The sequence below is a fragment of the candidate division WOR-3 bacterium genome (assembly GCA_016867815.1).
Lineage (GTDB): Bacteria > Hydrothermota > Tepidihabitantia > Tepidihabitantales > Tepidihabitantaceae > UBA2258.
The window spans coordinates 1-12,879 of the sequence record VGIR01000084.1 but is presented as its reverse complement, the minus strand read 5'-3'; the positions used below and the strand labels follow the sequence as shown (position 1 = coordinate 12,879).

The following is a 12,879-nucleotide window of genomic DNA, read 5'->3' as shown; positions in this document are numbered from 1 at the left end:
CTTTCTCACAGCGGTTCTCCTTTCATAACATTCAAACAACCCAGATGCTACCATCCGGGCAGGGGAACCGCTACTGATTTTCAACTAAGACAGGGACATCCTCGGGACAGGTTCGGCCTGACACTACATATAGTGCGAGAACAGACGCGGACCACAATTCTGCCGGGGAGTGGACGGCCCACGGGCCGCCTGGGGGGCTGCTTCGGCCGATGCAGCTGGGCACGCCGCGAAACATGCAACCAACTGAGCATCGACTCGTGAATCGACTCATGGAACGCGACGTGAAGCTGCTGGTGCGTCGACTGGTGCAACGTCTCATGCCGCGCGCGATGCAGCTTCGCAAGCGACTTCTAATGCAGGTTGCGATGCAGCTCAGGATTCAGCTACCGACGCGACCGCGGGCGCGTCGCACTATCCAGCCCGCGGTGCTTTCGCCGATGCTTCGACCGGTGCTTCGCCGCATGCCTCGCGAGACGCAATGGCGGGTTCGGCGCGAGGCCGCTGGCAGGCTTCCGCAAACGAGGCACGAAGATACCGATAGTCAGATTCCAGCCGGAATCGCGGGACCGCGGATTCACGAACCGCTTTTCTACCTCCAGCACACCAAGGCACGGCAGTGGCGGGCACGGATAGTCCGGAGTCCGGAGTCCAGAGTCCGGAGACCTGAATGCAGAAGCGCGAACCGCAGACAACCGAGAGTCCTCGGCGTGCGGCTGCGGTGTCGAGTGACGGGACGCAGGCGAGGGAGCAAACGAAGTCAAAAGTGCCGGGATTTGCCGGCGGATGGGTGACAATTCTACGAGGTCGTAGAATGCGGCGGCAAGCGGTTTTCGGGCCTATGTGCTGAGTGCCTGAGGCGTTAGGCTTGAGGCCCCCGAAGTGACGCCCGCACCCGGGGGACTACCCCTCGGACAGCATACAGAACACAGCAGACAGCAGTAAGGGAAGTCGTCGCAGAGACTGTCTCGGGGAGTGCTTCGCCATCCGTCCGGAGAGGAGTGTGACCGGGAGTTCCTGAACTTGTGTGCTGAGGAACAGGGAATGCAGTCCGCCGGTTAGCTCCGAGGTTTCTTCTCCGCTGCGTCCGGACGCTGGCGGTTCGAGCAGTTGCCGAGATAGCAGTCGAGGTTGCGTTCCGGTCTGCGTCCGGATTCGCCTGCCAGCCAGTTCCCCGACCAGTCTCGCCCGCCAGACCGGTTGTCCTACGAACTGCTGGGCACGCTCACAGGGGACGCACGGGCCGCACGGACACCGGTGCTGTCGCGCTAGTTGCGAAACCGGCCTGTCGGCGCGGCTGCAGCCGGTCCAGGAGCCGGAAGCAAGGCCTCGATTGCACCACGGATTGCCATCTCGTCGAACCCTTCTGACCAGTACGTGACGACGCCGGCAGTGTCGACTACGTAGTTCGTGGGGCTCACGCTGTTGTGCCTGTAGACAGACCACCAGTAGCCGTCGTCGCGCAGGTGGAGGTTCGAGGCTTGCCGTGCCACCACTTTGACGACGTCCTCCATACTCTCCTCGATGTTGATGGCGATTGCCTCGAATCCGCGCGCGGCGTAGATGTTCTGCAGGACCGAGAGGCGCGGTAACTCCGCGCCGCTGCCCGATCAGCCGCTTTGCCAGAAGTTGAGCAGCACGACCTTGCCGCGAAACTCGCTGAGGGAGTGTTCCACCCAGGCGGTGTCCGGCAGGCGGAAGTTCGGCGCCTTGTGTCCGACATCCGGCTTGGGAATGAGGGCGTTGCAGGCCAGCCCGAAGACGACCAGCGGTACCCCGATCAATGCACTACTACGCATGGTTCCTCACTTTCAGGTCGCACTTTCCACTCGACCCATTCTAGTCCAGGCCTGCGGTGTGTCAATGGCCTGTAGGACCGAGGCTGGATTCGTCGGCCAGATGCGGCCCTGACGGGCGAACCGGGGATGTATCGGCGAAGACGGGTCTATCCCCGTCTTCGCCGGCCTGAGCTGCGACAGAGTCGCCCGCGTCAGACTACCAATTGCCTGGACCTGCCGGATCCCATCTATTCTGGGACCACTGCTCATTCATAGGTAGAGTCGGCCACGCGGCTCTCGAGCGCCATGACGTTGACCGCTGGCGCCCTCTGCGGCGGCCGCTTCTGGGCCATCACTCCAGGCCGGGTGCCCGCCCAGAGGCGCACTACGGCTGTCGGGGTAGAATTCAGTTCTGCATCTGAGATTGCGGTCGCGCCCAGCGCCTGACCTACCGACGGCGCGAACCGAGTCTGTGCTGGCTCGAGGACGACTGCTGCCAGCTCTTGAACACCATTTTCCATACCGGACGCTCCTCACTGCCGCGCATGCCGGTCACGCGGCCTCTCGCCTAGCGGACCGTGCGGTGTCTTCTACCAGAGCTCACTTCCCGCCCACAGAAAGTGAACCCGAGGCGCGGATGCTCTCCAGAGGTGGCGGTCGCGCCTCCTGCCGTCACCCTGCCGTCGCAGACTGCCTCGCTGCGCACCCGGCGCCCGGAAGGAACCAGCCCATGGTCCCCGCGCCGGCTACCAGACTCACAGCGCCTCCGCGCTCACGGAGACTGCTGCTTCCATGGGCCCAAGCGCCCATGCGTTGTCGTACCCAGGCCGCACAGAGGCAAGACTGCGGCTCAGAGCTCCCAACGCAGCTTCAAGCCTACCCCCCTCGCCCTGTCAGTCAAGCAAACCCGCCGAACCCTCATCCGCACCCTTCGCGGCGTCTACTTCTCGGCATCGAAACGGGATGCGCGCGGCTCGGACACGCCCCTTTTCCTCGGCGGAATCGGTTCCGCTCCGGAGCTGCTACTGAGCCAGGTACTTCTGCGGGTCTTTGGCGAAGCTCTCTTTGCAGGCCTTGTTGCAGAAGTAGTAGGTCTTGCCCTGATAGTCGTGGGTTGCGGCCGCGGTCTCTTCGGTCACGGTCATGCCGCAGACCGGGTCAACCAGCTTCTCTGCGCTCTGTGCCAATGCCATCACTCCATCAGCCACGTTCGCTTCGGTGACCCTGGTCTCGGTCCTGATGACCTTGCCCGCCATGTTGACGAACACGACCGACGGGATCGTGTCGACATTCAGCCAGGCCGTCGCCTTCTTGTCCGGGTCGGACAGCACGGTGTAGTCGAGCTTCCAACCCCGGGCCGCGGTCTTCGCCGACTTCATCCCGGTGTTGATGACGCCGAAGTACTTCGTCGTCTGGCCGGGCTTCGCGAACGCCTTCTGGACGACCGCCGCCGCTGCCTTCGAAGCATTGCCCGTGCCGGCAACGAGCAGCACCAGGGGATGCTTGCCGACCAGTCTGCCGACGTCGAAAGTGTCACCGTTCACGGCCGCGAGCTTCAGACTTACCTTCTGGCTGGCGCCGCAACCCGCCGCGCCCGAGCATCCGCCGCACTGGGCAAGTGCCGGCCCGGCTGCCATCGTCACTGCCACTGCAATCGCAAGCATCAGTTTCATGAGTTCCTTTCTACTTCAGTTCGAGCCCGTATCCTACCACAGAAGGCTGGCCCGATTCAAGTATGACCTTGCCCATCGCGCGCACCGTCTTTCCGACGCGCTGCGGGATGGAGAGGTTGGTCGGGTGAATGTCCACGTATATCTCGCCGGTCTCGTCCTTGACCCAGAACCAGCAGCCGGAGGGACACTCGCTCGTTATCTTGCCGGCCACGAGCACGTCCTTGCCTTCCCACGCATGCGGGCTGTCGAGGATGGCCTTGGCCGAGGTCACGGTCATATCCACCGGGATGGCTTTGCCGAAGGCCTTGGACTTTGCGGTTCCCGCCTTGCCCCCGCCACAGCCGACAACGGCCGCGGCGGCGACAAGCATGGTCAATCCCAGAGCGATGTACTTCTTCATCTGTTCTCCTGTTCCAGTGGAAAGCGGGGATTGTCCCCGGCCGCGAGATCGCGACCGCAATCCGGTACGGTCCCCGTTTTCCACGACTATTCCTTTGGTGTCTTGGTGTCTTGGTGGTAGGTTTCCTGATTCACAATCCGACCGTCGGAAATCTCAATCTTCTTGTCTGCCTCTGACGCCAGTTCCGGGTCGTGAGTGGCCATGATGATGCCCAGCCCGTCCTGCGCCAGTTCCCTGAATGTCCCGAGTACGGCGCCGCGCGACTTCTTCTCCAGTCGGCCCGTCGGCTCGTCGGCAAGCAGAATCCGCGGCCGATTGACCAATGCCCGTGCAATTGCCACTCGCTGCATGTCGCCGCCGTCGAGCTGCCTGGGCAGAGCCCGACGCGACTTGCTCAACCCTACCCGCTCAATCAGCTCGCTCACCCGCTGCTCATCACGCTTCCGGGCGAAGATGAGCGGCAGCCGTATGTTCTCTTCGACCGTCAACGTCGGTATCAGGTAGAAGAGCTGGAATATGAACCCGATGTGGTCGCGCCGGAACCGGACCAGTTCCTGCTCTCTGAGGCCGGTGACCTCGGTGCCCGCAATCTGCAGGCTGCCGCGTGACGGCCGGTCAAGGCAGCCGATCTGGTTCAGCAGGGTGGTCTTGCCCGATCCGCTTCGACCGACGACGGACACGATCTCGCCCGGCGCCAGGGCAAGGTTCAGCCCGGCCAGCGCGTGAATCGTCTCGCTGCCCCGATGGTAGCTGCGCCAGAGGTCGCTGGCAACAAGAAGTGGCCCAGTGTTTGAGTGGTCCAGTGACCCAGTGCCGGAGCCACTGCTGCCGCCTTCCGCCACTCGATCACTTGACCGCTGGATCACTTGATCACTCCATCTTCCAGTCGAACAACCCGCGTGAACCGGGACTCCAGGCTCAGGTCGTGTGTTGCCACAACAACCGTCAGTCCGGAATCCCGGTTCAGGCCCAGAAGGAGGTTGAAGATGCCATCGCGGGTTGTAGTGTCAAGGTTGCCGGTAGGTTCGTCGGCGAGCAGCAGGCGCGGCGAGTTGATGAGGGCGCGGGCAACGGCCACGCGCTGCATCTCGCCGCCGGATAGCTCGGAGGGCTTGTGCGTCATACGATGGCCGAGCCCGACGAAGTTGAGAAGTTCCTCGGCCCGGTCACGGATTCCCTTGGGAAGTTCGGCGTTCGCCGCTCGGCGCTCGGCGTTTCCCTTGCCCCACATCGTGGGCAGCAGCACGTTTTCGAGCGCGGTCAGTGTCGGCATCAGGTAGAACTCCTGGAACACGAACCCGATGTTCGCGCGCCGAAGAGCGTCGAAGCGGACGCCACGGCGGGTGACGTCGGTGCCCAGCACTTCGAGCCTGCCCTCGGTCGGCCGGTCCATCAGCCCGAAGAGATTCAGAAGCGTGGTCTTCCCTGCTCCCGAATGCCCGACGACCCCGACGAACTCGCCGCGTCCGATGGCGAGGTCGATTCCTTTCAGTGCCCTGATGCTCTCTGCCCCACGCCTGTAGACTCGCGTCAGACCCCGCGCCTCGACTGCAGTATTCGAGTCGGACACTCGCTCCCCTGCTCCCTCGATCCCTCGATCCCTCACGGCTATTCTGCCTTTATCGCCTCGACCGGCTTCACGCTGGCGGCCCGGAACGCGGGATAGAAACCCGCGAACAGCCCGAGCACGAGCGACAGGACCACGCACATGGCCATCGTCGGCAAGGAGAGCCCGATGAGCGAACCCTTGGGCGCGTACGGGATCATTCCGCGGATGAGCGCCTCGACCAGGCGCGAAGAGAAGATCGCGATCACCACGCCGGCCACGCCGCCCAGCCCGGTAGTCAGAATGGTCTCGGCCCAGACGAGCTTGAATACGTCCCCGCGTGACCCGCCCATCGCCTTCATCATGCCAATCTCCCTGGTCCGCTCGAATACGGCCATCAGCACCGTGTTGAGAACGCCGACCCCGCCCAGGATGACTGCAATCAGGATGATGGTGGAAACGAAAACCTTGGTGCTCGCCATCAAGGAGGTGATGGTGCTGAGCAGCTCGGACAGCGGGAAGACGTTCATGTCCACCTCGCTGGCCTTGAGCGAGGCGACCAACGCGTCAGTCCTGTCCACCTGCTTCGCCTTGATGAGAATCAGGACGAGTTTGCCCTCGAGCCCGGAGATCTTCTGCAGTGTCTTGCGCGGCACGAACACGAACCCGTCGTCCTGCGTGTTCGTGCGGTTGAGCACGCCAACCACGTGCAGCCGGAAGTTCTTCTCCGGTACGGTCCAGATGTCCCCGACCTTGACCCCGGCTTCCTGGGCCGAGGTCGAGCCCAGGATCACGCTCGAATCCGAGTCAAACCAGTGACCGTTGATGTGCCACGCCGGCCTGAGCTTCATGTAGTCTTCGTCGATCCCGAGCAGGATGACGTTCTTGTTGTCCGGGGCGAAAACCGCGTCCATGATTACTCCGGCGGCTTCAAGCACGCCCGGGTCTGCCTTCACCTTGTCGAGCAGACTCTCGTCCATGTAGCGCGGCCACTTGCCGCCGTGGAGCGCAATCGTCGCGGCTTCGTAGGGGCAGCCCTTGGGCACAACCATCACGTGTGCGCCCAACGCTCCCAGTTCGCCTTTCAGCCGCAACTGGTAGCCCTGCTGAAACTGGAACAGGGAGTAGAGAACCGCAATGGCAATGGCAACACCGAGCACGGTCAGGGTCGAGCGCGTCTTGCGCCGAATCAGGTTCTTGAATGCCAGCTTGAACCAGATCATGAGAATAGTGCTCCAGTGCTCCAGTGTTCCAGTGCTCCAGTGAGGAGACGGCCCGGAGCCGATGTTCCCTGCACTCGACCACTAGACCACTTGACCACTTCCGAGAATAGTGCTCCAGTGGTCCCGTGTTCCAGTGATCCAGTGAGGAGCCGGCCCGGAGCCGATGTTCCCTGTACTCGACCACTAGACCACTTGACCACTAGTCCTCTATTCACTTCTTAGTGCCTCGATTGGTTTGGCCCGGGCGGCCCGTACCGCAGGGTAGAAACCGGCCACGACCGCGATGCCAAGCACGAACGCCATAATCAGCAGGAAGCTGGCCGGCTCCAGCGCAATCACGCTGCCTTTGGGCGCGAGTGGCAGGAACTTCTTCACCACACTCTCGAGCAGCCGGGCTCCAACCAGGGCCAGGCCGAGCCCGCCGGCTCCGCCCAGGAGCGACAGCATCAGGGTCTCAAGCCACACCAGTCCGAAGATGTGAGCTTGAGAAGCACCGGTCGCGCGCATCACACCGATTTCCTTTGTCCGCTCGAACACCGACATCAGCACCGTGTTCAGCACTCCCAGCGCCGAGATGATGATGATGATCATTACAATCGAAAGCAGCAGCGACTTGGCCGAACCCATCAGGGTCATCATCGTTCCCAGCAGTTCGCCCATGGTAATCACTTCCGCACCCTTTATCTTCCCCAGCCGCGAGGTCACGACCGGCGCATCGTCCGGGTTCTTCAGCCGGATCGAGATGCCGGTCAGCTTGTCCGGCTGGTCGAACATCGCCTGCGCGGTCGCCAGCGGCACGTAGAAGAATCCGTCGTCCTCGTTGCCGGTCGGCTCCAGTTCGCCGACCACATCCAGCGTCACGTCCTTCTCGGGCATGTAGACCTGGTCGCCGATGTTCGACAGCTCAATCAGCTTCACGTCATGCCCGAGTATCACGTCGTTGGGCCTATCAAGGAACCTGCCGTTCAACTTCCACCAGTTCTTCAGCCGCAGCGTGCTGGAGTCGATGCCGACGTAGATGTCGGTCCGGCCCTCATCCGGCCGGACGATAGCACTCATGAAGGTGGGCGCGGCGACATCGATCTCGGGGATTGCCTGGACTTCCTCCAGCACGTCCGCCGGCAGGTAGCTCGGAATCTTGCCGCCCTTCAGGATTAGCGACGCAGCCTCGTACGGACACCCGACCGGTACAACCATCATGTGGATGCCCATGCCCTGCAACTGGGTCTTGAGCGCCTTCTCGTACCCACGGTTGAACGACACCAGGGTGAACAGAACCGCCACGGCAACGGTCATGCTGCCCAGCGTCAGTATCGTGCGAGTCCTGTGTGCGAAGAGGTTCTTGAGCGCGAACCGGGTGAAGTTCATGGTACCACCCCTGCAGCAACACAGGCACAAAGGCACGGGCGTTCACTCAGACCGAGCCAGGTCCGCCTCGACGGGTATGCTCCGTGCCTTTGTGCCATGGTGCTATGGATGCTCAGCTCTGCGCATCAGGGCCGGCCCAGCTCATCGTAGACGATGAGCAGTTTACGGGCCGCGGTCGCGATCGCCTGTGAAGCCTTCTCCGCACCCGGGGCCGCCGTCCTCAATCCTGATCCGTCATTAGATATCAGGAATTCGTCATTCACCGACATGCCCTTGAGCTGTCCCAGAAACTCCTTGCTCCGCAGCGCTGCCTTGGCCTTCTCCCGGTCCCGCTGCACGCGAACTTCCTTGATGACGGGACCGGAGTCGCCGGACACAACTGCCGTAACGATCTCGATGGCGCCGAACTGCCCTTTGCCGGCATGGGTCATGACGGTCCCGATCCGCTTCGTCCCCCGGAACACGGGGAAGTACTTGAACTGGGTCTCGTCCGGATCCAGCGGAAAGCCCAACCGCTTCTCGATCTTCAGATTCAGGGAGTCGGAGATGTCAGTGAAGACGGTCTTGTAGCTGCCGGAGCCGAATATCCCGGCAATATCCGCATCCGGCTGCCGCCAGACGCAGAGCGAGGCCGAGGCCGCGCTCGCTGCCAGCAGCAGGCCGATGACGCTATATGCGAACGACCAGCTGAGTGATGAACTTCCAGTTGTTCTCATTGCCTGCTGCCGTCTTCGACAAGTCAATCTGGTATGTGGTCTGGATTTCAAACGCCGAGGTGTTGGGCGGGTAGAAGTTCAGACCCGTGCTGAGGTTGTTCAGCTGCCCCCCGTTCGCGTGCCAGCCGTCGTACTTCGCCAGCGCTTCGAGCCAGGAGACGAACGCGTACCTTGCCTCGGCGTAGTAGCCAAACACGGTTGCGCCTGAAAGCGCCGAGTCCTTCCCGGCCACGCCTTCCAGCCGCAAAGTCAAGGGCCCCCAGTCCGCGGTGTTGTCTAGTCCGAGCCGGTATTTCACAGCATAGGACTGGGGGCCCTTGGGGAAGTTTGCCAGCGAGTCGATGCTCCAGTAGGGCAGCGAGCCGCACAGGCCGCTTAATCCGAAGGTCAGGTCGGCATTGCCGAGAAGGAATCGGGGCGCGACTCGGGCAGTTACGACCTTCCCTTTGTCATTGTCCATTCTGTCCGGTCCATTTCCATTGGACAACCAAAGTGCGTAGCCGGTCCGCCCGAGCACGCCCGTCAGGCCAAGTCCAGGATCGAGGCGCAGACCCAGGGACCTGGCATAAGTTGTCTGCACAATCTGCGTGTGAATGTCATAGGTCTCAAGGAGGCCGAACGGAACAACTGCCTGGCCGACCTTGATTGTCGGCAGAGACAGTCCCAGGGGGAACATCGCATAGGCCTCGCCGAAGTGTATACCCTTGAACCAACCGCTCATGACGCCGCCGGTGTAGACCTGCAGTGCTGCGTACATGATGTCCCGCGTTTCGCTCGTCACCTGGCTTTGGATGGTGGCTTCCGCCCCCATTAACTCGAACGTGCTCTGCTTGTCGGAAAGCGCATAGCGCGGGTAAATGGCACCGCCCAGTTTCAAACTTGTACTGGCCAGGGTGATTGCGGCCAGCGCGGCAACTAGCAGGCTAATCTTCTTCATTCTCGATCTCCTTCGAGTTCAGCGACTTCACTAGCAGGACAATGGATGCGACCACGAGGCCGGCAAACAAACCCAGAGTCGTCAGGGTCACTGCCCAGTTCTGGCTGTTGCTTGAACACATCGCCAGCGGGATTGCACGAAGCGTACCAACCCGGCACCTCCTGCAAGCAACGCTGCCACGAGAGTTGTGAATGCCAGGAACGCCGGGCTCCGGCGCGATTGTCTGTTATGCTACAGTTGCTGTCTGCAGACAGACAGCGCGGGCTACATGAGCCCGTGCTTCTTCATGCGGTAGATCAGCGTGGCGCGGGAGATGCCGAGCAGACGCGCGGCCTGCGACTGGTTGCCGCCGGTCTTCTTCAACGCTGCCTCAAGATGGCTGCGTTCCACGTCAGCCAGTGACAGACCGTCATCCGGTATGCTCGGAGCTTGAGGCTTGAGGCCTGAAGCTTGAGGCATTAGCCTCTCCGCGATATCTTCGGGGACTACGGGCTTTCCCCCGCTCAGAATGAGCCCGGACTCAATCACGTTCTGGAGCTCCCGCACGTTGCCCGGGAAGTCGTGCTCGGCCAGCAGCTCCAGCGCTTCCTTGCTGACGGCCTCCGGCCCATATCCGCGCTGAACCAGATAGGAGGCGACCAGTTCAGGTATGTCCTGCCGGTGCTCGCGTAACTGCGGAATCGGCAGGGTGAAGACATTCAGGCGGTAGTATAGGTCTTCACGGAACTCGCCCTCGCGCACGCACTTCATCGGGTCGCGGTTGGTCGCGCTGATGATGCGCACGTCCACCTTCAGGGTATCGGTGCTGCCGACGGGCTGGATCTCGCGCGCCTCGATTGCCCGCAGCAGCTTCACCTGCAGGTCGCGCTTCATCTCGGTCACCTCGTCTAGGAAGATGGTGCCGGCGTCGGCCTGCGCGAACCGGCCGTCCCGGTCGCTCGTCGCGCCGGTGAACGAGCCCTTCTTGTGGCCGAAGAGCTCGCTCTCTACCAGGTTCTCGGGAATCGCCCCGCAGTTCACGGCCACGAATGGCTTCGCCGCCCGCTGCCCGAGAAAGTGGATGGCGCGGGCGACAAGTTCTTTACCTGTTCCGGTCTCGCCCAGGACCATCACCGCCGCATCGCTCTTCGCTGCCAGCCGCACCATCTCGCGTACCTTCTCCATCTGCGGGCTCGCGCCGACAATCGCACTGAGACCATGCCGGCCGACGACCTCGTCCCGCAGTCTGGTATTCTCGATCTTAAGGTCCCGCAGGCGCAGGGCATTGGCCACCAGCCCCTTCAGACGGTCGTTGTCGAAAGGCTTCTGGACGTAGTCGAACGCCCCGAGCTTCATTGCTTCGACCGCAGTGTTCACCGTCGCGAACGCCGTTATCAGGACGACCGGCACGTCCGGGCTTGCCTCTTTGACCAGCCTGAGCACGTCGAGGCCGGTCCCATCCGGGAGTTTCAGGTCGGTGACAACAAGGTCGAACGAGGGACATGACCGAATTGCGCTCAGGCAATTCGGATCTTGTCCCTGGTGCCGGAACTGCTCTCTTGCCTCTGATAGGCTCCCGACGACGACCACGTCATGCCCCTCCTCCTCCAGGAGGAACTTCACGACCTGGGCGACGCTCTTGTCGTCATCCGCTACCAGAACCCGATGTCTCATAGACTCATCACCCTCGCTCCGCTCCTCCCTCTCCTCCAAGAGGAGAGGGCTGGGGTGAGGAGCAGGTTCTAGTGTGCAGCGTTGGCCTCATCACGCATCCTACTCCTCCGGCAGAGTCACGGTCGCGGTCGTACCTTCTCCCGGCCTGCTCTCAATCACCAGTCTGCCGCCGTGCTCGGACACGATCCGATTGGCAATCGGCAGCCCCAGCCCGGTTCCGCCCGGCTTGGTGCTGTAGAACGGCTCGAACACCCGCCGCAGCTTGTCGGAGGGAATCCCCGACCCGGTGTCGCGCACCAGGACCAGCGTAGAACCGCCCTGCTGCCTCAATTCGAGCGTTGCCTCGCCCCCGGCGTGCATCGCCTGCACCGCGTTGAGAACCAGGTTCAGGAAAACCTGGCGTAACTGGTTCGAGTCGGCGTTGACCTGCCGCTCGCCTTGCGGGTAGGCCCGTTTCACCCTGATTCCGGCCTGAGCAATGACTGGCGCCAGCAGTTCCAGGCATGAATCGAGCAGCGCACTGAGCAGAACCGGCTCACGCTTCAGCGGTGCCGGGCGGGCGTAATCCAGGAACTCGTTGACCACCCGGTTGAGACGGTCGACCTCGCTGACGACGATGCGAGCGAACTCCGCCTCTTTGCCTGAAAGCCGCTCGGTGAGTATCTGGGCAGAACTGCGGATCGCGGCAAGCGGGTTCTTCACCTCGTGCGCCATTCCTGCGGCCATCTCGCCGAGAGACTTGAGCCGCTCGGCGTGACGCAGAGACTCGCTCACCTTACGCTGCCGGTCGGAGAGAACGCCGGTCACGACGCCGACGACGAGGTAGAGCGGAATCTCAAACACCGCCTCGCTCGCCTGGCGGGGAAGCATGTGTTTCATCATCAGGACGTGGGGCAGGAAGAGAAGCGATATGGCCGTGGACGTCGCCAGCCCGCCTCCCAGTCCGAAACGGAACCCGGCCAAGATTATCGGCAGATAGTAGAGCCGGCGGAACAGGTCGTGCCAGAACGGATCGTGGGTTGGCGCCGCATAGTGCCCGATGGTCAGTGCCAGTACGGCGCCGGCCGTTGTCCAGAACTCCGGCTGCCGCCACAAAGGCCGATTCACTCCCAGAGTCTATGCTGCAAGCCGCGACCGTCAACTCTGCGCGACTTGCGCGGCGGCGCGGATGTTCCTAACATCTCCCACAGCATGAGCGGCCACCATCACGACCACGGCCACGCACGTCAGGGCAGAAGCCTCATCGTATCTATCGTCCTGAACCTCGGGTTCGCCGTGGCCGAACTCATCTTCGGGCTGATTGCCAACTCGCTAGCCCTCGTCGCCGACTCAATCCACGACGCCTCGGACGCGGTCGCGCTGGGTCTCTCCTACTTCGGGCTCAGGATGTCCGAGCGGGCTCCCAACCAACGTCGAACGTTCGGCTACCGGAAGGTGCGCATCCTCACCGCCTTCATCAACGGGCCGGCCCGGGCACATCGTGACCCCCTTTGCGCATTGCTGCTACGATTGATGTTACCTGACGATCAACCAGCGCGTCAAGGTCGAGCGCCGGGAGCAGGAGTATGCGCTGGTCAATCCCTGGCGC

At 62.4% G+C, this 12,879-nt stretch carries 14 protein-coding genes; 1 reads left to right on the top strand and 13 read right to left on the bottom strand.

The features are described from left to right. Positions 1-1,265 precede the first annotated feature (1,265 nt). From FJY68_11325 to FJY68_11265, 13 genes are all read right to left on the bottom strand, one after another. A complete protein-coding gene (locus FJY68_11325; GenBank protein ID MBM3332418.1) occupies positions 1,266-1,511 on the bottom strand; it encodes a hypothetical protein in 246 nt (81 codons plus the stop codon). Positions 1,512-1,607: 96 nt separating this feature from the next. Continuing rightward, entirely contained in the window at positions 1,608-1,796 is a 189-nt protein-coding gene (locus FJY68_11320) for a redoxin domain-containing protein (protein MBM3332417.1), read from the bottom strand. A 245-nt stretch (positions 1,797-2,041) separates the two neighbouring features. Next, complete coding sequence (locus FJY68_11315; GenBank protein MBM3332416.1) at positions 2,042-2,296, bottom strand: hypothetical protein; 255 nt, start codon at positions 2,294-2,296, stop codon at positions 2,042-2,044. 501 nt (positions 2,297-2,797) lie between these two features. Next, positions 2,798-2,968: a YHS domain-containing protein gene (locus tag FJY68_11310; protein MBM3332415.1), complete on the bottom strand. Its 171-nt coding sequence runs from the start codon at positions 2,966-2,968 to the stop codon at positions 2,798-2,800. 490 nt (positions 2,969-3,458) lie between these two features. Continuing rightward, positions 3,459-3,848 (bottom strand): hypothetical protein, encoded by a 390-nt coding sequence (locus FJY68_11305; protein MBM3332414.1) that lies wholly within the window; start codon positions 3,846-3,848, stop codon positions 3,459-3,461. A gap of 86 nt (positions 3,849-3,934) precedes the next feature. Further along, positions 3,935-4,690, bottom strand: a complete 756-nt coding sequence (locus tag FJY68_11300) for an ABC transporter ATP-binding protein (GenBank protein MBM3332413.1) — start codon at positions 4,688-4,690, stop codon at positions 3,935-3,937. Positions 4,691-4,710: 20 nt separating this feature from the next. Continuing rightward, positions 4,711-5,418, bottom strand: coding sequence for an ABC transporter ATP-binding protein (locus FJY68_11295; protein ID MBM3332412.1), 708 nt, complete (start codon positions 5,416-5,418; stop codon positions 4,711-4,713). A 38-nt stretch (positions 5,419-5,456) separates the two neighbouring features. Beyond that, entirely contained in the window at positions 5,457-6,617 is a 1,161-nt protein-coding gene (locus FJY68_11290) for an ABC transporter permease (GenBank protein ID MBM3332411.1), read from the bottom strand. 207 nt (positions 6,618-6,824) lie between these two features. Beyond that, entirely contained in the window at positions 6,825-7,985 is a 1,161-nt protein-coding gene (locus FJY68_11285; protein MBM3332410.1) for an ABC transporter permease, read from the bottom strand. A 125-nt stretch (positions 7,986-8,110) separates the two neighbouring features. Then, entirely contained in the window at positions 8,111-8,701 is a 591-nt protein-coding gene (locus FJY68_11280; protein MBM3332409.1) for a hypothetical protein, read from the bottom strand. Continuing rightward, a complete protein-coding gene (locus tag FJY68_11275) occupies positions 8,655-9,638 on the bottom strand; it encodes a hypothetical protein (GenBank protein MBM3332408.1) in 984 nt (327 codons plus the stop codon). The genes FJY68_11280 and FJY68_11275 overlap by 47 nt, the downstream gene beginning before the upstream one ends. Before the next feature lie 264 nt (positions 9,639-9,902). Beyond that, a complete protein-coding gene (locus tag FJY68_11270) occupies positions 9,903-11,291 on the bottom strand; it encodes a sigma-54-dependent Fis family transcriptional regulator (GenBank protein ID MBM3332407.1) in 1,389 nt (462 codons plus the stop codon). A 99-nt stretch (positions 11,292-11,390) separates the two neighbouring features. After that, positions 11,391-12,398, bottom strand: a complete 1,008-nt coding sequence (locus FJY68_11265) for a sensor histidine kinase (protein MBM3332406.1) — start codon at positions 12,396-12,398, stop codon at positions 11,391-11,393. Between the two features lie 84 nt (positions 12,399-12,482). On the opposite strand from FJY68_11265, the gene FJY68_11260 reads away from it, so the two are divergent. Beyond that, positions 12,483-12,879 (top strand): cation transporter (locus FJY68_11260; GenBank protein ID MBM3332405.1); only part of this gene is annotated, 397 nt, incomplete at its 3' end.